Origin of the sequence: Pseudomonas sp. P5_109, assembly GCF_034009455.1 — a bacterium.
Taxonomy (GTDB): Bacteria; Pseudomonadota; Gammaproteobacteria; order Pseudomonadales; family Pseudomonadaceae; genus Aquipseudomonas.
Map to the genome: position 1 here is coordinate 3,240,966 of NZ_CP125380.1, position 21,675 is coordinate 3,262,640.

Consider the following 21,675-nt stretch of genomic DNA (forward strand, 5'->3'; position numbering starts at 1 on the left):
GAGCTTGCTCGCGATGGACTCAAGAACGCTGCGTGTAGTCAGTAGACACGCGTTATCGTTAACGACCATCGCGAGCAAGCTCGCTCCTACAGTCAACTGAACGGCATTACTCTCTGTCCACACCGTTTTCATTTGTGCTTCAGTGTCTTACACAAAACTCCTGCTACGTAAGCCAAAGGTAAATTGCCGGTAAAGGCGCTTTGCTTAAGACCCGCCAGTGCTTATCGTTCAGCCTCATGTAAAAAAAGCCCACGCGCCCAATGGTTGATCACTCAATGCAATCCTCCGCTTCCCGTAGTCCTCGTCGCTGGCTGTTCGGCCTGCTTGTCCTGCTGGTCATCGCCGCCCTGTGCTGGAAATTCTGGCCCGGCAGCGCTGCACCCAAAGAGGCTGCGGGGCAGAAAGCCGTCGCCGGGCATACCGGCCGGTCGGGGGGGATGCGTCCGGGGTTCGGCGGTGCGTCCGGACCGGTACCGGTGCGCGTGGCGCCGGCAGTCATCGGTGACTTCCCGCTGTATTTCAAGGCGCTGGGCACGGTCACGGCACTGAACACCATCAATGTGCGCAGCCGCGTCGGCGGTGAGCTGGTCAAGATCTCTTTCGAAGAAGGGCAGATGGTCAAGGCGGGCGACCTGCTGGCAGAAATCGACCCGCGCCCGTACCAGAACGCCTTGCTCCAGGCCGAAGGCACCTTGCTGCAGAATCAGGCGCAGCTGAAAAACGCCCAGGTCGACGTCGAGCGCTATCGCGGCCTGTACCGCGAAGACAGCATTGCCAAGCAGACCCTGGACACCGCCGAAGCACTGGTCGGTCAATTCCAGGGCACGGTCAAGACCAATCAGGCAGCGGTCAACGATGCCAAGCTCAACCTCGAATTCACCAAGATCCGCGCGCCGATCACCGGTCGCGTCGGCCTGCGTCAACTGGATGTCGGCAACCTGGTAGCGGCCAACGACACCACGGCACTGGCGATCATCACCCAGACCCAGCCGATCAGCGTGGCCTTCACCCTGCCGGAAAACAGCCTCGACACCGTGCTCGCGCGTTATCGCAGCGGCGCCAAATTGCCGGCTGAAGCCTGGGATCGCGGTGATACCAAACTGCAGGCCACCGGCGTATTGCAGAGCCTGGACAACCAGATCGACGTCACCACCGGCACCCTGAAGTTCAAGGCCCGTTACGAGAACCGTGACCAGTCGCTGTTCCCCAACCAGTTCGTCAATGTGCGCCTGCTGGCCGACACCCTCAAAGGCGTAGTGCTCGCGCCTTCCGCCGCGATCCAGTTCGGCACCAACGGCACGTTTGTCTATGCCATGGACGGTGACAAGAAGGTCAAGATCCGTCAGTTGAAAGTCGGCGCCAGCGATGGCCTGAACACCGTGGTCACCGAAGGCCTGTCGGCGGGCGAGCGGGTCGTATTGGAAGGAACCGACCGCCTGAAGGACGGCAGTGACGTGGAGGTGGTCAACGATAGCCAGGACGTGCCAACCACGCCGACCGAACACCTGCAGGGCAAATCGGCGGTCAACGCGGCAGGGCCTGCGACCACTGACAAGGCGAAAAAGGGCGGCGCATGAATCTCTCGCGGCTGTTCATCCTTCGCCCGGTAGCCACCACGCTGAGCATGCTGGCCATTATTCTGGCCGGTGTGATCGCGTATCGGTTGCTGCCAGTTTCGGCGCTGCCTCAGGTCGATTACCCGACCATTCGCGTCATGACCCTGTATCCCGGCGCCAGCCCGGATGTGATGACCAGCGCGGTCACCGCCCCCCTTGAACGACAATTCGGGCAAATGCCCGGCCTGACGCAAATGGCTTCCACCAGTTCCGGCGGAGCGTCGGTGCTGACCCTGCGGTTCAGCCTCGACATCAACATGGACGTGGCCGAGCAACAGGTGCAGGCGGCGATCAATGCCGCGACCAACTTGCTGCCCAAGGACCTGCCGGCACCGCCGGTGTACAACAAGGTCAACCCGGCCGATACACCGGTGCTGACCCTGGCCATCACCTCCAAGACCATGCTGTTGCCCAAGCTCAACGATCTGGTCGATACGCGCATGGCGCAGAAAATTGCCCAGATCAGCGGCGTCGGCATGGTCAGCATTGCCGGTGGCCAGCGTCAGGCCGTGCGCATCAAGGTCAACCCCGAGGCCCTGGCGGCCAACGGCTTGAACCTGTCGGACGTGCGCACGCTGATCGGCGCGTCCAACGTCAATCAGCCCAAGGGCAACTTCGACGGCCCGACCCGGGTCTCGATGCTCGATGCAAACGATCAACTGACCTCGCCCAAGGACTACGCCAACCTGATCCTGGCCTACGCCAATGGCGCGCCGTTGCGGCTCAAGGACGTCGCGGAAATCGTCGACGGCGCCGAGAACGAGCGGCTCGCGGCGTGGGCCAACGAGAACCAGGCCGTGCTGCTGAACATCCAGCGCCAGCCCGGCGCCAACGTCATCGAGGTGGTGGACCGGATCAAGGCCCTGCTGCCGAGCATCACCGACAACCTGCCGGCCGGCCTCGACGTGGTGGTGCTGACCGACCGCACCCAGACCATCCGCGCCTCGGTCAAGGACGTACAGCACGAATTGCTGATCGCCATCGCCCTGGTGGTCATGGTCACCTTCCTGTTCCTGCGTCGCGCCAGTGCCACGATCATTCCGTCGGTGGCCGTGCCGTTGTCGTTGATCGGTACCTTCGGCGTGATGTACCTGGCCGGGTTCTCGGTCAACAACCTGACCCTGATGGCCCTGACCATCGCCACCGGTTTCGTGGTGGACGATGCAATCGTCATGCTGGAGAACATTTCGCGCTTCATCGAGGAGGGCGACAGCCCGTTGAACGCGGCGCTCAAGGGCGCCAAGCAGATCGGTTTCACCCTGATCTCCCTGACGTTGTCGCTGATCGCCGTGCTGATCCCGCTGCTGTTCATGGCGGACGTGGTCGGGCGGCTATTCCGCGAGTTTGCCATTACGCTCGCGGTGGCGATCCTGATTTCCCTGGTGGTTTCCCTGACCCTGACGCCGATGATGTGCGCGCGGTTGCTCAAGCGTGAACCCAAGGAAGAGGAGCAGGGCCGTTTCTACCGTGCCAGCGGTGCGTTCATCGACTGGATGATCGCCGCCTACGGACGCAAGTTGCAGTGGGTGCTCAGGCACCAGCCGCTGACCTTGATGGTGGCCATCGGCACTCTGGCGCTGACGGTGTTCCTGTACATGGTGGTGCCCAAGGGCTTCTTCCCGGTGCAGGACACCGGTGTTATCCAGGGTATTTCCGAAGCGCCGCAATCGATTTCCTTCGCCGCCATGAGCGAACGCCAGCAGGAACTGGCCAAGGTGATCCTGGCCGACCCGGCCGTCGAGAGCCTGTCGTCCTATATAGGCGTCGATGGCGACAACTCAACACTCAACAGCGGTCGCTTGCTGATCAACCTCAAGGCGCACCACGACCGTGACCTGAGCGCTATGCAAGTGATCGCCCGCCTGCAACCGGAACTGGACAAACTCGTCGGTATCCGCCTGTTCATGCAGCCGGTGCAGGACCTGACCATCGAAGACCGGGTCAGCCGTACGCAGTATCAGTTCAGCATGTCGTCGCCGGATTCGGAGTTGCTCAGCCTGTGGAGCGGACGCCTGGTCGAGGCCCTGGCCGAGCGGCCGGAGCTGACCGACGTGGCCAGCGATTTGCAGGACAAAGGCTTGCAGGTCTACCTGGTGATCGACCGCGATGCGGCGTCGCGGGTCGGTGTGTCGGTGTCGAACATCACCGATGCACTGTACGACGCCTTCGGCCAGCGGCAGATCTCCACGATCTACACCCAGGCCAGCCAATATCGCGTGGTGCTGCAATCGCAGTCCGGCGAGAAAATCGGCCCGGATGCGTTGAACCAGATTCACGTCAAGACCACCGATGGCGGGCAAGTACGCCTGTCCAGCCTGGCGCATGTCGAGGAGCGTCAGGCGCAACTGGCGATCACCCACATCGGCCAGTTCCCGGCGGTGATGATGTCCTTCAACCTGGCACCCGGCGTGGCGCTGGGGCATGCCGTCGAGATCATCGAGCAGGTGCAGAAGGACATCGGCATGCCGATTGGCGTGCAGACCCAGTTCCAGGGCGCGGCGGAGGCTTTCCAGGCTTCGTTGTCGAGCACCTTGCTGCTGATCCTGGCGGCGGTGGTGACCATGTACATCGTGCTGGGCGTGCTCTACGAGAGCTACATCCATCCGATCACCATTCTGTCGACTTTGCCTTCAGCGGCGGTCGGCGCCTTGCTGGCGTTGATCCTGAGCGGCAATGACCTGGGCATGATCGCGATCATCGGCATCATCCTGCTGATCGGCATCGTGAAGAAAAACGCGATCATGATGATCGACTTCGCCCTCGACGCTGAGCGCAACCAAGGCATGGACCCGCAAACGGCGATCTATCAGGCCGCCTTGCTGCGTTTCCGGCCGATCCTGATGACCACCCTGGCGGCGTTGTTCGGTGCCGTGCCGTTGATGCTGGCCACCGGTTCCGGTGCGGAACTGCGCCAGCCGCTGGGTCTGGTGATGGTTGGCGGTTTGCTGCTGAGCCAGGTTCTGACGTTGTTCACTACGCCTGTGATTTACCTGTATTTCGATCGGTTGGGACGTCGTTTTGGCAAGACCGGTGCGCAGGAGACGGCGGTATGACGGCCTGCGTGACCTGTGGGAGCGGGCTTGCTCGCGAAGGCATCCGGTCAGTCGACAGGGATGTTGAATGCAAAGCCCTCTTCGCGAGCAAGCCCGCTCCCACAGGGGGCCGCCATCGATGAACCTTTCGGGACCTTTCATCAAGCGCCCGGTCGCGACCATGTTGCTGAGCCTGGCGATCATGCTGCTGGGCGGTGTGAGCTTCGGTTTGCTGCCCGTGTCGCCGCTGCCGCAAATGGACTTTCCGGTGATCGTGGTCCAGGCCAGCCTGCCCGGGGCGAGCCCCGAGGTCATGGCGTCGACCGTGGCCACGCCGCTGGAGCGCTCCTTCGGCACCATCGCCGGGGTCAACACCATGAGCAGCCGCTCCAGCCAGGGTTCGACCCGGGTGATCCTGCAATTTGACCTGGACCGCGACATCAATGGTGCGGCGCGGGAAGTGCAAGCGGCTATCAATGCCTCGCGCACCCTGCTGCCGAGCGGGATGCGCAGCATGCCGACCTACAAGAAGGTCAACCCGTCCCAGGCGCCGATCATGGTGCTGTCGCTGACCTCGGACGTGCTGGAAAAAGGCCAGCTCTATGACCTGGCCTCGACGATCCTGTCCCAGAGCCTGTCCCAGGTGCAGGGCGTGGGCGAGGTGCAGATCGGCGGCAGTTCCCTGCCGGCGGTACGTATCGAACTCGAACCGCAGTCGCTGAACCAGTACGGCGTGGCCCTCGACGATGTGCGCAACACCATCGCCAATGCCAACGTGCGCCGGCCCAAGGGCTCGGTCGAAGATGACCAGCGGCTGTGGCAGGTCCAGGCCAACGACCAGCTGGAAAAAGCCAAGGACTACGAATCGCTGATCATCCACTACAACGGCGGCGCGGCCCTGCGCCTGAAGGATGTGGCCAAGGTCAGCGACGGCGTCGAGGACCGCTACAACAGCGGCTTCTTCAACGACGACGCGGCGGTGCTGCTGGTGATCAACCGCCAGGCCGGTGCCAACATCATCGAGACGGTCAACGAGATCAAGGCGCAATTGCCGGCGTTGCAGGCGGTGCTGCCGGCCAGCGTCAAGCTGAACCTCGCCATGGACCGTTCGCCGGTGATCAAGGCGACACTGCACGAGGCGGAAATGACCCTGCTGATCGCCGTGGCACTGGTGATCCTGGTGGTGTTCCTGTTTCTCGGTAACTTCCGCGCCTCGCTGATCCCGACCCTGGCGGTGCCGGTATCGCTGGTCGGCACCTTTGCCGTGATGTACCTCTACGGCTTTTCGCTGAACAACCTGTCGCTGATGGCGCTGATCCTGGCCACCGGGCTGGTGGTGGACGATGCCATCGTGGTGCTGGAGAACATTTCCCGGCACATCGACGCAGGCGTGCGGCCGATGAAGGCGGCGTACCTGGGCGCCCAGGAAGTCGGCTTTACCTTGCTGTCGATGAACGTGTCGCTGGTAGCGGTGTTCCTGTCGATCCTGTTCATGGGCGGGATCATCGAAAGCCTGTTCCGCGAGTTTTCCATCACCCTGGCGGCGGCCATCGTGGTCTCGCTGGTGGTGTCGCTGACCCTGACGCCGATGCTCTGCGCGCGCTGGCTCAAGCCGCACACGCCGGGGCAGGAGAACCGCCTGCAACGCTGGAGCCAACGGGCCAATGAATGGATGGTCGGCAAATACGCCACCAGCCTCGACTGGGTGCTGCGCCACAAGCGTCTGACATTGCTCAGTCTGTTTGTGACAATTGGCGTTAACATTGCACTCTATGTTGTTGTTCCTAAAACGTTTATGCCTCAGCAAGATACAGGGCAACTGATCGGTTTCGTACGCGGCGACGACGGCCTGTCGTTCAGCGTGATGCAGCCGAAGATGGAAATTTTCCGCCGGGCTGTGTTGAAGGACGAAGCGGTGGAAAGCGTTGCCGGGTTCATCGGCGGCACCAACGGCACCAACAACGCCTTCATGCTGGTGCGCCTGAAGCCGATCAAGGAGCGCAACATTTCCGCGCAGAAAGTCATCGAACGCCTGCGCAAGGAAATGCCCAAGGTTCCCGGCGCGCAACTGATGCTCATGGCGGACCAGGACCTGCAATTCGGTGGCGGCCGCGAGCAGACCACCTCGCAGTATTCGTACATCCTGCAGAGCGGGGATCTGGGGGCGTTGCGCGAGTGGTATCCGAAAGTCGTCACCGCGCTCAGGGCCTTGCCCGAACTGACGGCGATCGATGCCCGTGAAGGCCGGGGTGCCCGGCAAGTGACCCTGATCGTCGACCGCGACCAGGCCAAGCGCCTGGGTGTCGACATGGACATGGTCACGGCGGTGCTGAACAACGCCTACAGCCAGCGGCAGATTTCGACCATCTACGACAGCCTCAACCAGTATCAGGTGGTGATGGAGGTCAATCCGAAATACGCCCAGGACCCGATCACCCTCAAGCAGGTCCAGGTCATTACCGCCGACGGCGCGCGGATCCCGTTGTCGACCATCGCTCATTACGAAAACAGCCTGGAAGACGACCGGGTCAGCCACGAGGGCCAGTTTGCCTCGGAGAGCATTTCCTTCGACATGGCCGAAGGCGTGACCGTGGAGCAGGGCACCGCCGCCATCGAGCGGGCGATTGCCAAGGTGGGCTTGCCGGAAGACGTGATCGTGAAAATGGCCGGCACCGCCGACGCCTTTGCCGCCACGCAAAAGAGCCAGCCGTTCATGATTCTCGGTGCCCTGGTGGCGGTGTATCTGGTGCTCGGCGTGTTGTACGAAAGCTACATTCACCCGCTGACCATTCTGTCCACGCTGCCGTCGGCCGGGGTCGGTGCGTTGCTATCGATCTATGCGCTGGGCGGCGAATTCAGCCTGATTTCGTTGCTGGGGCTGTTTCTGCTGATCGGCGTGGTGAAGAAAAACGCCATTCTGATGATCGACCTGGCGTTGCAGCTGGAGCGTCATCAGGGCATGGCACCGCTGGAATCGATTCGCAGTGCCTGCCTGCAACGTTTGCGGCCGATCCTGATGACCACCCTGGCGGCGATCCTCGGTGCCTTGCCGCTGCTGCTCAGCCGCGCCGAAGGGGCGGAAATGCGCCAGCCGCTGGGCCTGACGATCATCGGCGGGCTGATCTTCAGCCAGGTGCTGACGCTATACACCACCCCGGTGGTCTACCTCTATCTCGACAAACTGCGCCATCGCTTCAATAAATGGCGTGGGGTGCGTACCGATGCTGCTCTGGAAACTCCGCTATGACTGAACGTTCGCTTTTCAACCTGGCTGCACCGCTGATCACGGCCCGAGGCTCGCGTTTGTTGAGCCTGTCTCTGTGCGTGGCGATGCTCAGTGCCTGCGCCGTCGGCCCGGATTACCAGCGCCCGCAAACCGCCGAGCCAGCGCAGTACAAGGCCGCAGAAGGGTGGCGCCAGGCCAATCCGAGCGATGCCTTGGCGCGTGGTGCGTGGTGGGAGTTGTACGGCGACCAGCAGCTCAATGGCCTGATCGAGAAACTCAACAGCTCGAACCAGACGGTGGCCCAGTCCGAAGCCCAATACCGTCAGGCCCAGGCGCTCGTGCGCAGTGCCCGTGGGGCGTTCTTTCCGACGGTCGACCTTACGGCCGGCAAGACCCGTTCCAGCCAAGGCACTGGCAGCAGCAGCTCCAGCCTCAGCAGCTCTTCCAGTGGTATCCGCGACACCTATACCGCCCAGGCCGGGGTCAGTTGGGAGGCCGACATCTGGGGCAAATTGCGGCGTGGCCTCGAAGCCGATACGGCCAATGCCCAGGCGAGCTTTGCCGACCTGGCGGCCATGCGCCTGAGCCAACAGTCGGAACTGGTGCAGAACTACCTGCAATTGCGGGTGATCGATGGCCAGAAGCGCTTGCTCCAGGACACGGTCGAGGCCTACCGGCGTTCGCTGAAAATGACTGAAAACCAGTACCGCGCCGGGGTTTCCGGCAAGGACGCAGTGGCCCAGGCGCAGACGCAGCTCAAAAGCACCGAAGCCGATATGATCGACCTGATCTGGCAACGCGCGCAGTTCGAGAACGCCATTGCCGTGCTGATCGGCCTGCCGCCGGCCGAGTTCAGCCTGGCGGAAAGCAGCGACATTCCACAGTTGCCGCAAGTACCCTTGGCACTGCCGTCGCAGTTGCTGGAACGTCGCCCGGACATCGCTTCGGCCGAACGCTCGGTGATCGCCGCCAACGCCAACATTGGTGTGGCCAAGGCTGCCTATTACCCGGACCTGACCTTGAGTTTGAACGGTGGTTACAGCAGCAGTACCTCGAAAGACTTGTTCAGCCTGCCGAACCGCTTCTGGTCGGTCGGGCCGCAATTGGCCATGACCCTGTTCGACGGCGGCCAGCGCTCGGCGGAAGTCGACCGCAGTGAAGCGGCCTACGACGAAACGGTGGCCAAGTACCGCCAGACCGTGCTGGACGGTTTCCGCGAAGTGGAAAACTTCCTGGTGCAGCTCAAGGTGCTTGAGGACGAAGCCGTCGTGCGCCAACAGGCATTGGACGCTGCCCGCGAATCGTTGCGCCTGACCCAGAACCAGTACAAGGCCGGTTTGATCGCGTACATCGATGTGGTGGTGACCCAGGCCGCGGCACTGAACAATGAACGCAGTAACCTGGACCTGCTGCAAAGCCGCCTGATAGCCAGCGTGCAATTGATTGCCGCCCTGGGCGGTGGCTGGGACGGGCAGCTTGAGGTGAGCGAAAACCAATAACGGTTGACCCCTGCAATCCCTGTAGGAGCTGGCTTGCCAGCGATGGTCGACAACGATAACGCTGTAAACCGGATAAACGCGGCGCACTGGAGTCCATCGCCAGCAAGCCGGCTCCTACAGTTTGGTGTTCACATTATTTCGGCCAGGACGCGGTCCCTTGTAGGAGCTGGCTTGCCAGCGATGGTGGATAACGATGAAGCGCATGAACCGGACAAACGCGGCGCACTTGAGTCCATCGCCAGCAAGCCGGCTCCTACAGTTTGGCGTTCACATCATTTCGGCCAGGACGCGGTCCCGTGTAGGAGCTGGCTTGCCAGCGATGGTCGTTAACGATAACGCGTACAAACAGGATAAACGCGGCGCACTGGAGTCCATCGCCAGCAAGCCGGCTCCTACAGTTTGGCGTTCACATCATTTCGACTCGGACGCGGTCCCGTGTAGGAGCTGGCTTGCCAGCGATGGTCGTCAACGATGACGCGCATGAACCGGACAAACGCGGCGCACTGGAGTCCATCGCCAGCAAGCCGGCTCCTACAGTTTGGTGTTCACATCATTTCGACCAGGACGCGGTCTCTTGTAGGAGCTGGCTTGCCAGCGATGGTCGTCAACGATGACGCGCATGAACCGGACAAACGCGGCGCACTGGAGTCCATCGCCAGCAAGCTGGCTCCTACAGTTTGGTGTTCACATCATTTCGACCAGGACGCGGTCCCGTGTAGGAGCTGGCTTGCCAGCGATGGTCGTCAACGATGACGCGCATGAACCGGACAAACGCGGCGCACTGGAGCCCATCGCCAGCAAGCCGGCTCCTACAGTTTGGCGTTCACATCATTTCGACTCGGACGCGGTCCCGTGTAGGAGCTGGCTTGCCAGCGATGGTCGTTAACGATAACGCGTACAAACTGGATAAACGCGGCGCACTGGAGTCCATCGCCAGCAAGCCGGCTCCTACAGTTTGGTGTTCACATCATTTCGACCAGGACGCGGTCCCGTGTAGGAGCTGGCTTGCCAGCGATGATCGTGAAAGATGACGCGTACAAACTGGATAAACGCGGCGCACTGGAGTCCATCGCCAGCAAGCCGGCTCCTACAGTTTGGTGTTCACATCATTTCGACCAGGACGCGGTCCCGTGTAGGAGCTGGCTTGCCAGCGATGGTCGTCAACGATGACGCGCATGAACCGGACAAACGCGGCGCACTGGAGTCCATCGCCAGCAAGCCGGCTCCTACAGTTTGGCGTTCACATCATTTCGACCAGGACGCGGTCCCTTGTAGGAGCTGGCTTGCCAGCGATGGTCGTCAACGATGACGCGCATGAACCGGACAAACGCGGCGCACTTGAGTCCATCGCCAGCAAGCCGGCTCCTACAGTTTGGCGTTCACATCATTTCGACCAGGACGCGGTCTCTTGTAGGAGCTGGCTTGCCAGCGATGGTCGTCAACGATGACGCGTATGACCTGGATAAACGCGGCGCACTGGAGTCCATCGCCAGCAAGCCGGCTCCTACAGTTTGGTGTTCACATCATTTCGACCAGGACGCGGTCCCGTGTAATTGGATGGACTCGCCCAAGCCGAGGCGTCAATGCGCCACGGTGGCAGTCTAAACAGCCAACGACAGCGAGGGCGAGTCCATGAAAAATCATAGTTCGTTTGATCAATCCGTGTCTTCTTCCGATTTGTCGGCCTGCACAACCTTGGCGGTCGACTTGGCCAAACAGGTCTTTCAGGTCGCCGGTGAAGATATCCTCGGCCAGGTGCGCTACGAGCAGCGGATCAAGTCGCGCGAGGCGTTTTATGATTTTCTCCGACAGTTGCCGGCGCATGTCGTGGTTTTGATGGAGACCGGTCCGGGTGCCCAGGCCTGGGCCCGGCAGCTGCAAGAGCAAGGTAATCCGGTGCGGATTCTTCCAGCCGGTTTGGTGGCCACACATCGCAGCGGGCCTAAAAATGATCGCAACGATGCGCTGGCGATTCTGCGGGCCAATCGCGATGAAAAAATCTGCGCAGTACCGGTCAAAAGTGTTGCGGCGCTGGCAATGCAGGCGTTGCATCGTGCCCGCCAGGGCTATGTGCGTCGACGCACGGCCCTCAGTAATCAGATGCGCGGCCTGCTGCTTGAGCACGGCGTAGCCTTGGCACAGGGCGATGTTGCGATCAGCCAGAAAATCCCGCGGGTGCTGGAAGATGCCACCCAGCCGGTGCCGGGCCTGCTGCGTGAGCTGATCGACGAACTGTTGGCCGAGTGGCGCCATTTGGGCGAGCGCATCAGCGTACTGACGGGACGCCTGGAAGTGGCCGCCAACGCTGACATGACGGCGAAGCGGCTAATGACTGTGCGCGGCATCGGCCCGGTCACTGCCACGGCACTGGTGGCCAAGGAAACCAAGCCTGAGCGATTTCCCAATGCCCGCAAGTTTGCCGCGTACTTTGGCATGGTGCCTGACCAGCACAGCAGCGGGGAGACGGTCCGGTTGGGGGGCATGACCAAGCGAGGTGATGCTTATTTACGCAGCCTGATGATCCAGGGGCCCATGCGGTGCTGCAACAACTACGACCTGATTCCCAGCAACCCGATGACCGCCGCTTGTTGCACTGGATGAGCCGGTTGGGCCGCAAGGAGGCTGCGATCAGGCTAGCCAACCGCAACCTGCGAATCGTCTGGGTGCTTCTACAGAATGACCAGACTTATCGTCGCCACGCGGGTGATGGCCAGCCAGCGACGATGGGCCACTGAGCGACAGAGTTCTGCCACCGAGGTACTAACCGTCTGACCCTCTGCTGAAAAAAATTGACCCCAGGTAAGACCGGCGTGGATTGATGCCTAAGCTCCTACTGGCCTTCGAGGCCTGACTGTAATCGGCATACCACGAGCTTTTCCAATTTTGGCCAGAAGCCGAAGACGGCTTCCACGAATAGGCCTAATACATAGATGCAACGGGGCAGCGGTTTTTCAAAAGCGGGTAGACAGTGGGGGCGAGTCCATACATAGGAGCTGGCTTGCCAGCGATGATCGTGAAAGATGACGCGTACAAACTGGATAAACGCGGCGCACTGGAGTCCATCGCCAGCAAGCCGGCTCCTACAAGGTTTGTGTTGACGATGCGAGTTAATGTAAAACCTTAAAACAGGCGTTTCATCGGCCTGATGGCCTTTTGCTTATTTTGTGAGTGCGTTCTCATTTGGAATCAGTACAATCGCCGCATTTGCCCCCCAGCGAGAATCAATACCATTAACAGGGGCATGCGCGAGAAGTCCCCATGCTCATCGGTAGCTATTCCCCCACCCTGGTTATCATTTCGCTCTGCGTAGCGATTCTCGCGTCATACACCGCCCTCGACCTGACCGGACGCATTGCCACCGCCAAAGGCCGCGCCGTGCATTTGTGGACCGCGGGCGGGGCCATTGCCATGGGCGTCGGCATCTGGTCGATGCATTTTATCGGCATGCTCGCGTTCAAGTTGCCGATCGACCTGGGTTACGACGGCATGATCACCCTGTTGTCGCTGCTGATCGGCGTGCTCTCCAGCGGTTTTGCCCTGTGGCTGGTCAGCCAGCCGCAATTGCCGGCCTGGCAACTGGCCTTTGGCGCGTTGGTCATGGGTGCTGGCATCAGCGCGATGCACTACACCGGCATGGCGGCCATGCGCATGCAACCGGGCATCGATTATGACCCGACGCTGTTCGGCGCTTCGCTGATGATCGCGGTCGGTGCATCGGGCGCGGCATTGTGGATCGCTTTCCATCTGCGCCAGCACACGCCTTATGTCCGCCTGATCCGTGGCGGCGCCGCCGTGATCATGGGCATCGCCATCGTCGGCATGCACTACACCGGCATGGCCGCTGCACGTTTTGCCGATGGCAGTTTTTGCGGGGCGGCGGTCAATGGCCTGAGCGGCAAGGGCTTGGACAACCTGGTGCTGATCACCACGCTGGCGGTGCTGAGCATCGCCTTGCTGACCTCGATCCTCGATGCACGCCTGGAGGCTCGCACCGCGAGCCTGGCGCAGTCGTTGACCGAGGCCAACCGGGAATTGACCCAACTGGCCCTGCACGACACCCTCACCGGGTTGCCGAACCGGACGTTGCTCGCCGACCGAATCGATCAGGCCATGTCGCGGGTCCGGGAAGAAGGGGGCTGCTTTGCCCTGATGTTCATCGATCTGGACGGCTTCAAACCGGTCAACGATGCCTTCGGCCACCATATGGGTGATCTGCTGTTGCGCGAAGTGGCCCAGCGTCTGCGCGAAGACCTGCGCAGCCAGGACACCTTGGCGCGGATCGGCGGCGATGAGTTCGTGTTGCTGGTGCAATTGAGCGAACAGAACGACGCCTTGAACCTCGCGGCCCGTCAGGTCGGGTTGATCGCGCGGGCGTTCCGGGTGACCGAACATGATCTGCATATCTCCGCCAGCGTCGGCATCGCGCTCTACCCGGGTAACGGCCAGTCCGCCCACGAGTTGCTGATGAACGCCGACGCGGCGATGTATCACGCCAAGGGCGCAGGTAAAAACGGCTACAGCTTTTTCGATGCGTCAATGAACAGCAACGCGCGCAAGCAGCTGCAATTGCTGCAGGATCTGCGCAATGCCGTGGAGCATCGGGAGTTCAGCCTGCATTACCAGCCCAAGTTCGACGCCGCCAATGGCCGTCCGGTGGGCGCCGAGGCCTTGTTGCGCTGGGAGCACCCGACGCAAGGAATGCTATTGCCGGACAAATTCATCGAACTGGCGGAAAAGACCGGGCTGATCATTCCGATCGGCGAGTGGGTGCTCAACGAAGCATGCCGCCAGATGCGCGAGTGGTACGTGCTGGGCTATACCGATTGGCGCATCGCGGTGAACCTGTCTGCCATCCAGTTTTGCCATGCGGGACTGGTCCAGAGCGTCGCCAAGGCCTTGGCCACTCACCATCTGCCGGCCAACAGCCTGACCCTGGAAATCACTGAAACCACGGCCATGAGCGATGCCGATGCGAGCATGACGGTGCTTCAGGAACTGTCGGAAATGGGCGTTGACCTGTCCATCGACGATTTTGGCACCGGCTATTCGAGTTTGATGTACCTCAAGCGCCTGCCGGCCAATGAACTGAAGATCGACCGCGGTTTTGTCCGCGACCTGGAGCACGACAGCGATGACGCCGCCATTGTTTCGGCCATCGTCGCCCTCGGCCAGGCGCTGGGGTTGCGCATCGTTGCCGAGGGAGTGGAGACGGGCTCGCAGCAAGACTTCCTGACGCGACTCGGTTGCGATTCGTTGCAGGGTTACCTGCTGGGGCATCCGCTGCCGGCCGCAGGTTTCATGATGGAAATCCATCGCGGCGAGGCACTGGTCGCCAGTTGACCCGTGGCGAGGGAGCTTGCTGTGGCTAGGGAGCTTGCCGTGGCGAGGGAGCTTGCTCCCGCTGGGTCGCAAAGCGGCCCCCGCTTTTCAGCCTGCAGAGTCAACTGAAATCGCGACTGCTTCGCAGCCGAACGGGAGCAAGCTCCCTCGCCACAATGCTCTGTCGAATTCATGCAAAAACCGCCAATGGCGGTTATTCTTGCCCCCGACCGCTTAAGCTTTGATTGGGGGAAAGCTCGCATGGATAAAGTCATCGTCATCACCGGCGGCAGCCGCGGCATTGGGGCCGCCACCGCTCTGTTGGCCGCCGCGCAGGGCTATCGGATCTGCATCAACTACCAGGCCGACGAACAATCTGCACTCAGCGTGCTGGAGCAAGTCCGCGCCCTCGGTGCGCAAGCCATTGCGGTACGGGCCGACGTCAGCATCGAAGACGAAGTCATCGCGCTGTTCAATCGGGTAGACAGCGAACTTGGCCGGGTCACCGCGCTGGTGAACAACGCCGGCACCGTCGGGCAAAAGTCCCGGGTCGACGAGATGTCCGAGTTCCGCATTCTCAAAATCATGAAAACCAACGTCCTGGCGCCGATCCTCTGCGCCAAGCACGCGATCCTGCGCATGTCGCCCAAACACGGCGGGCAGGGTGGCAGCATCGTCAACGTGTCTTCGGTGGCCTCGCGCTTGGGCTCGCCCAACGAGTACGTCGACTACGCGGCCTCCAAAGGCGCGCTGGACTCGTTCACCATCGGTCTGTCCAAGGAAGTGGCGGGCGAGGGGATTCGGGTCAACGCCGTGCGTCCGGGCTACATCTACACCGATTTCCACGCCTTGAGCGGTGATCCGGATCGGGTCAGCAAACTGGAATCGGCGATCCCGATGGCCCGGGGCGGACGTCCGGACGAAGTGGCGGAGGCGATTGTCTGGCTGCTGTCGGACAAGGCTTCTTATGCGACGGGGACGTTTGTTGATCTCGGTGGTGGTCGTTAAGAGGAATTCGCGTGGTGTCTACTGTCATTCCTGACAGTAGACGTTCCTTCCGGGATGCGCCTAGATTCGCGGTAGTCTTTGAAGGGACGCCTCGATTTGAACAGGCACACACCATCGATCAACGTTGTTGACCCGCGCGGTTTAGCCGTTCGTGCGCTGGCGTACCATCGACTGGCGGCCGTCAAACCGATCACTGCGCGGGTAACGCAGCAGGTTTTCGATCCGCTTGGCCGCCTCGTTCAACAACGCGATCCGCGATTGTTTGCCTTGCGTCAGAGCGATGCCTCGGTCCCGGCGAACCTCACCACGATCCATAACCTGACGGGGCAGGCGCTGTGCAGCGACAGCGTCGATGCCGGGTGGCAACTCGGGTTGGCGGGTGCGGCAGGGCAGGTGCTTGAGTCATGGGATCAACGTGGCTGGCATCGTCGCACTGAACATGATCCATTGCTGCGGCCTGTCGCAGTGCATGAGCAGGTTTCGGGTGAACCCGAGCGCTGTGTCGAGCGAATGACGTTCGGGGGCGTTTCGGATGATCACGCCCGGTATAACTGCTGTGGCCAACCCATCCGCCAGGACGACCCGGCAGGTAGTCGATTGATGACCGACTATGGGCTGTCGGCGGTGGTACTGCATGAGCGTCGGCACTTCCTCAACAGCTTCGCTCCGGTTGACTGGCCAGCGCTGTACACAGACCGGGACCGCTTGCTGGAGCCAGGCACCGGCGCTCAGACTTCGTGGCGCTTCGCGTCTACCGGCGAAGTGGCAGCGCAAACCGATGCCAAAGGTCATACCCAGTATTTTGCGCATGATCGCGCTGGTCAATTGCGTTCGGTGGGGCTAAAGCGCTCTGGACAACAAGGCGTCGATACGCTGGTCAGTGCCATCCATTACAGCGCTTCAGGTCAAGTTGAACATGAACTCGCCGGCAATGGCATGCGCACCACTAGCGTTTATAATCCGTCCGATGGGCACCTAATGCTGCTGGCCACTCAATGCCCGGATCAGAGCTTTTTGCAGAAGCTGAGTTACTGTTACGACCCGGTTGGCAACATCACCGAAATCACCGACGCTGCTTTACCCATCCAGCATTTTGCCAACCAGCGCATCGAACCGGTGCGGCGCTTCAGGTACGACACGCTTTACCAATTGATCAGCGCGACCGGCTGGGAAACCGTCAGGCCCTCATTCGGTCCTGCCTTACCAGAGTGGCAGACGTACGGCCCGCCGGATGGCAGCCGCTGGTGCAACTACAGCGAAACCTACGATTACGATGAAGCGGGCAATCTGTTGCAGCGTATCCATCATGGCGCGGTGGGCGATACCCTGAGCATGCGCGTCGCCCCGCTGAGTAATCGCAGCGTCAAGGTCCACCCCACTCAAACCGGCGTGGATGAGTCGTTCGACGCTCGGGGCAATCTGTTGGAGCTTCAACCCGGGCAAGGCTTGCAATGGAACGGGCGAAGCCAGTTGGCTCAGGTCACACCCGTCGTTCGGGTCAATGGCGCTGACGATCTAGAGCGATATGTCTACGACAGCGAAGGCACGCGCCTGCGCAAAACCCGCACGACCGCAGCGAAATCCATCGCCCATACCGCCGAAGTGCGTTATCTGCCCGGCCTCGAACTGCACAGCAACAGCGCCACGGGGGAACAGCTGCAAGTAGTCAGCATTCAGGCCGGCCGCTGCACCGTGCGTCTGTTGCATTGGGATAGCCCGCCACCGGCCGAAATGGACAACGACCAATTGCGTTTTTGCTTCGATGATCACCTGGGATCGAGTGCCTTTGAGGTAGACGCCCAGGCGAAGGTGATCAGCCAGGAAGTGTATTACCCCTTTGGCGGCACGGCATGGCTGGCCGGACGGCATGAAGTGGAAATCGGGTACAAGACCATTCGTTATTCAGGCAAGGAACGGGATGCGACGGGGCTTTATTATTATGGGGCGCGGTATTACGCGCCTTGGTTGCAACGCTGGTTGAATCCGGATCCGGCGGGGGATGTGGATGGGTTGAATTTTTATCGGTTTGTTAAGAGTGGTCCGGTAAGTTATTTTGATGATTTAGGTAGTTGTTCAGCTTTTGCTGCTTTAAATGATTTTGTCATTGAGACTTATGATGGTATTGGGGGGTTGGTTGTTGCGCGCGGGTTTGAAGAAGTGAGGTTGAGAGAACCGGAAATGGCGAAAGGTCTGGATTCAGCATTTTCCAGGGCGAAGAATATCTTGATGAATGCAACTGCAGAAATCCAACACCCTTTATTTGAAAAAAATATTATCGAGGGATATGTTGGGGAGGTGTCTTTGCAAGATGTATTAATGCTAAAAAATAATATGATTAAAATGGAAGGCTTTATGAAAAGGTATGGGCCTGGCTCGCGAAAAGTAGTGCTTCTTGATGGGGATAATTGGACGGGTTATAACGCGAAAGTATTTAGATATGATAGAAGGAGCAAGGTTTATTTAAGTGATGATGTAAGGAGGAATACAGTTGAAGCTAACGCCATGCTCTTGATACATGAAGTTTCACATTTGGCTCTTGATACTAAAGATTATTGGTATCGTATGAGCTTTGCGGAGAAGAAAGGCTTTGGCGATGATGTCGATCAGTATGGCCTAACTCCCAACGATGAATATGAGCGGTCGGAGTTTCTCTATCAGTCGAAGAGAATGATGCGTGGGCATGTCAAGGCGGACGATGTGGAGCCTGAATTTATGGGGGGCCTAAAAACTAAAAAAATAGACAAGTCTATTGTTAGGTTTAAGGCAAGCCCTGAAGTTAGAACAAGGATGGCGCTAAAGAATGCAGATACTTTTGCATCAATTTCGAGCGCTCTAAGTAGAGTGCACTCCAAGAGACGTATGGATGAACGATAGGTCAATTTGTGTTTGAAAACGACCGCACAATCCGCCCCAACGTCTCCATAGCCTTCTCCGAAACCTCATCCCACGGGCTGCCATAATTCAACCGAATACAATTCCTGAACCGCTGCGCCGGCGAAAAGATCGGCCCCGGTGCAATGCTGATGCCCTGCGCCAGCGCCATCTGAAACAACTTCAACGAATCCATCTGCTCCGGCAGTTCCAGCCACAAAAAGTATCCACCCGCCGGTTGACTGACCCGTGTCTGCGCCGGGAAATAGCGGGCGATGGCGGCGAGCATGGCGCTTTGCTGGTCTTCCAGCGCGTGGCGCAACTTACGCAGGTGCCGGTCGTAACCACCGTGTTGCAGGTAATCGGCGATGGCGGCTTGGGCCGGCATTGATGCGCACAGCGAGGTCATGAGTTTCAGCCGTTCGATTTTTTGCGCAAAACGCCCGGCGGCGACCCAACCGATGCGGTAACCGGGGGCCAGGCTCTTGGCGAACGAGCCGCAGTGCATCACCAGGCCTTCGGTATCAAAGGCCTTGGCCGGTTTTGGTGCTTGTTGGCCGTAATACAGTTCGGCGTAGACATCGTCTTCGATCAACGGCACCTGGTGGCGGCGCAACAATTCCACCAGCTGCTGTTTCTTGGCCTCGGGCACGGTCGCGCCCATGGGGTTCTGGAAACTGGTCATGCACCAGCAGGCTTTGATCGGATGGCGTTCCAGGGTTTGCTCGAGCACGCCGAGGTCGATGCCGTCGCGCGGGTGCACGGGGATTTCCACGGCCTTGAGCTTCAGGCGTTCGAGCACTTGCAGGCAGGCGTAGAACGCCGGGGCTTCGATGGCTACCAGGTCGCCGGGCTCGGTCACCGCTTGCAGGCACAGGTTGAGCGCTTCCAGGGCACCGTTGGTGATCAGCAGTTCTTCCATGGGTAGCATCAGCCCGCCGACCATGTAGCGCAGGGCGATTTGCCGACGCAGTTGCGGGTTGCCTGGCGACATGTCGGTGACGACCATGCGCGGGTCCATTTCGCGGCTGGCGCTGGCCAGGGAGCGGGACAAGCGTTGCAGGGGAAACAACGTAGGGCTGGGGAACGCCGAGCCGAAGGGCACGGTGTTCGGGTCCTTGATCGAGTCGAGCACCGAGAACACCAGTTCGCTGACATCGACCTCGGTGGACTCATTGACCTGGCTACTGATCTCCGGTTCGGAAAACGGCCGTGGTGCATGGGCGTTGACGAAGTATCCGGAACGCGGACGAGCGCGGATCAGTCCGCGACGTTCCAGCAGGTAGTAGGCCTGGAACACCGTCGACGGGCTGACGCCATAGGTCTGGCTGGCGTAGCGAACCGAGGGTACGCGCTGGCCGGGACCCAGGACGCCGGATCGGATCAGTTCTGCGATGTCGTCGGCGAATTTTTCGTAGCGTTTCATCGGTGTCCCGTCATGGAGTCGATTCGATTTACTGCGGCGAGGGGGCTTGCCTGTGGCGAGGGGGCTTGCCCCCGTTGGGGCGCAAAGCGGCCCTGCTTTTTTTCATTCCACAACACCGAGTCGTCGGATTGACGACTGCTTCGCAGCCGAACGGGGGCAAGCCCCCTCGCCACAGAGGATTGCATTGCCAAAACAGGGTTGCACTTCACCAAAGTCTGCATCTTAAAGGTTCAGCGATTCATCGGCGCAACAAACCGGCTCTTTGCCACGCTGTAGACGTCAGGGTCATCGCTGTCGATCACCTTGAAACTGATGCTTTGCGAACTGCTGGCCGGACGCTCGGTGAGCATCGCCACCGACACCGGCACGTCGACAATTTCGCCCGGTGCCAGGCTCAACTCGGTCTTGCCTTGCAACTCGAAATCATCGGCATCGACCAGGTGCAATTGGTAGTCCTGGCGCTGCTGGGTCTTGTTGATCACTTTCAGACTGTAGATGTTTTCGATCTGCCCCTGGCTGTTCTCGCGGAACAGGCCACGGTCCTTGCTGACATCGAGCGACACCATCGGCCGCTCCATCAGCGCCACCACCAGGGCGGCGATCATTACCAGCAGCACGGCGGTGTAGCCGATCAGGCGCGGGCGCAGCAGGTGTGTCTTGCCACCCTGCAACTGATGCTCGGAGGTATAGCTGATCAATCCCCGGGCGTAGCCCATTTTGTCCATGATCGAATCACAGGCGTCGATGCACGCCGCGCAACCGATGCACTCCATCTGCAAGCCATCGCGAATGTCGATGCCGGTCGGGCAGACCTGTACGCAGAGCTGGCAATCGATGCAATCGCCCAAACCCACGTCGGCGGGCTTGACCTCGCGTTTGCGCGGGCCACGGTTTTCACCACGGGCCACGTCGTAGGAAATGGTCAGGGTGTCCTTGTCGAACATCACGCTCTGGAAGCGCGCGTAGGGACACATGTGCATGCACACTGCTTCACGCAGCCAGCCGGCATTGATGTAGGTGGCGCCGGTAAAAAACAGCACCCAGAACAGACTGACGCCGCTCATTTGCAGGCTCAGCAGTTCTTCGGCCAGTGGCCGGATCGGTGTGAAGTAGCCGACAAAGGTCAGGCCGGTCAGCAGGCTGATGGCCAGCCACAAGGTGTGCTTGGCCGAACGCCGCATCAGTTTGTTCAGGCCCCACGGCGCGGCCTGCAACTTGATTCGCTGGTTGCGTTCGCCTTCGGTGATCTTCTCGCACCACATGAAGATCCAGGTCCAGGAGCTTTGTGGGCAGGTGTAACCACACCAGACCCGTCCCGCGAACACCGTGATCGCAAACAGGCCGAAGGCGGCAATGATCAGCAGCGCCGAGAGCAGGATGAAATCCTGCGGCCAGAAAGTCGCGCCGAAGATATGGAACTTGCTTTCGGAAAGGTCCCAGAGCACCGCCTGGCGGCCGCCCCAGTTCAACCACACGGTGCCGAAGAACAGCAAAAACAGAAAGCCCGCGCCACTGATGCGCAGGGTGCGGAACAGCCCGGTGAAGCTGCGGGTGTGGATCAGGTTGTCGCTGGTTTTGGCCTTCATCTTTGGACGTGAAGGCTCGAATGTTTCTACGGTTCGGACGGGGATTCTCTCGCTCATGGTCTTTCGCTCATCAGCCTCCATCAGGCATGAGC

The 21,675-nt window shown here is 60.4% G+C and carries 9 protein-coding genes and 1 pseudogene; 8 read left to right on the plus strand and 2 right to left on the minus strand.

The window, feature by feature from the left end; translation table 11 throughout:
- Positions 1-260 precede the first annotated feature (260 nt).
- The 8 genes and pseudogenes from QMK54_RS14725 to QMK54_RS14760 all read left to right on the plus strand — a co-directional run bounded on the left by QMK54_RS14725 (position 261) and on the right by QMK54_RS14760 (position 18,574).
- Entirely contained in the window at positions 261-1,577 is a 1,317-nt protein-coding gene (locus QMK54_RS14725) for an MdtA/MuxA family multidrug efflux RND transporter periplasmic adaptor subunit (RefSeq protein WP_223596298.1), read from the plus strand.
- Positions 1,574-4,669, plus strand: a complete 3,096-nt coding sequence (locus tag QMK54_RS14730; RefSeq protein ID WP_110657740.1) for an MdtB/MuxB family multidrug efflux RND transporter permease subunit — start codon at positions 1,574-1,576, stop codon at positions 4,667-4,669. Before QMK54_RS14725 ends, QMK54_RS14730 begins: the two co-directional genes overlap by 4 nt.
- A 118-nt stretch (positions 4,670-4,787) precedes the next feature.
- A complete protein-coding gene (locus QMK54_RS14735; RefSeq protein ID WP_223596354.1) occupies positions 4,788-7,895 on the plus strand; it encodes an efflux RND transporter permease subunit in 3,108 nt (1,035 codons plus the stop codon).
- On the plus strand, positions 7,892-9,373 hold the full coding sequence (locus tag QMK54_RS14740) for an efflux transporter outer membrane subunit (protein ID WP_320402801.1): 1,482 nt from the start codon (positions 7,892-7,894) through the stop codon (positions 9,371-9,373). The genes QMK54_RS14735 and QMK54_RS14740 overlap by 4 nt, the downstream gene beginning before the upstream one ends.
- 1,677 nt (positions 9,374-11,050) lie before the next feature.
- A pseudogene (locus tag QMK54_RS14745) lies at positions 11,051-12,108 on the plus strand (IS110 family transposase).
- A 523-nt stretch (positions 12,109-12,631) separates the two neighbouring features.
- A complete protein-coding gene (locus QMK54_RS14750; protein WP_320402802.1) occupies positions 12,632-14,713 on the plus strand; it encodes a putative bifunctional diguanylate cyclase/phosphodiesterase in 2,082 nt (693 codons plus the stop codon).
- 240 nt (positions 14,714-14,953) lie between these two features.
- Complete coding sequence (locus QMK54_RS14755) at positions 14,954-15,700, plus strand: SDR family oxidoreductase (RefSeq protein ID WP_110661933.1); 747 nt, start codon at positions 14,954-14,956, stop codon at positions 15,698-15,700.
- A gap of 96 nt (positions 15,701-15,796) precedes the next feature.
- On the plus strand, positions 15,797-18,574 hold the full coding sequence (locus QMK54_RS14760; protein WP_320402803.1) for an RHS repeat-associated core domain-containing protein: 2,778 nt from the start codon (positions 15,797-15,799) through the stop codon (positions 18,572-18,574).
- A gap of 1 nt (position 18,575) precedes the next feature.
- Here QMK54_RS14760 and mapR read toward each other — a convergent pair whose 3' ends face one another.
- Positions 18,576-19,997 (minus strand): GntR family transcriptional regulator MpaR, encoded by a 1,422-nt coding sequence (gene mapR, locus QMK54_RS14765; protein WP_320402804.1) that lies wholly within the window; start codon positions 19,995-19,997, stop codon positions 18,576-18,578.
- A 230-nt stretch (positions 19,998-20,227) separates the two neighbouring features.
- Positions 20,228-21,640 carry a cytochrome c oxidase accessory protein CcoG gene (gene ccoG, locus QMK54_RS14770; RefSeq protein ID WP_320402805.1) on the minus strand — a complete coding sequence of 471 codons (1,413 nt, stop codon included), beginning with the start codon at positions 21,638-21,640 and terminating at the stop codon, positions 20,228-20,230.
- Positions 21,641-21,675: the final 35 nt, after the last annotated feature.

Coding starts and splice junctions, on each gene's coding strand:
- QMK54_RS14735 (WP_223596354.1), top strand. CDS start 4,788: ATGAACCTTTCGGGACCTTTCATCAAGCGCCCGGTCGCGACCATGTTG.
- QMK54_RS14750 (WP_320402802.1), top strand. CDS start 12,632: ATGCTCATCGGTAGCTATTCCCCCACCCTGGTTATCATTTCGCTCTGC.
- mapR (WP_320402804.1), bottom strand. CDS start 19,997: ATGAAACGCTACGAAAAATTCGCCGACGACATCGCAGAACTGATCCGA.
- QMK54_RS14725 (WP_223596298.1), top strand. CDS start 261: ATGGTTGATCACTCAATGCAATCCTCCGCTTCCCGTAGTCCTCGTCGC.
- ccoG (WP_320402805.1), bottom strand. CDS start 21,640: ATGAGCGAGAGAATCCCCGTCCGAACCGTAGAAACATTCGAGCCTTCA.
- QMK54_RS14755 (WP_110661933.1), top strand. CDS start 14,954: ATGGATAAAGTCATCGTCATCACCGGCGGCAGCCGCGGCATTGGGGCC.
- QMK54_RS14730 (WP_110657740.1), top strand. CDS start 1,574: ATGAATCTCTCGCGGCTGTTCATCCTTCGCCCGGTAGCCACCACGCTG.
- QMK54_RS14740 (WP_320402801.1), top strand. CDS start 7,892: ATGACTGAACGTTCGCTTTTCAACCTGGCTGCACCGCTGATCACGGCC.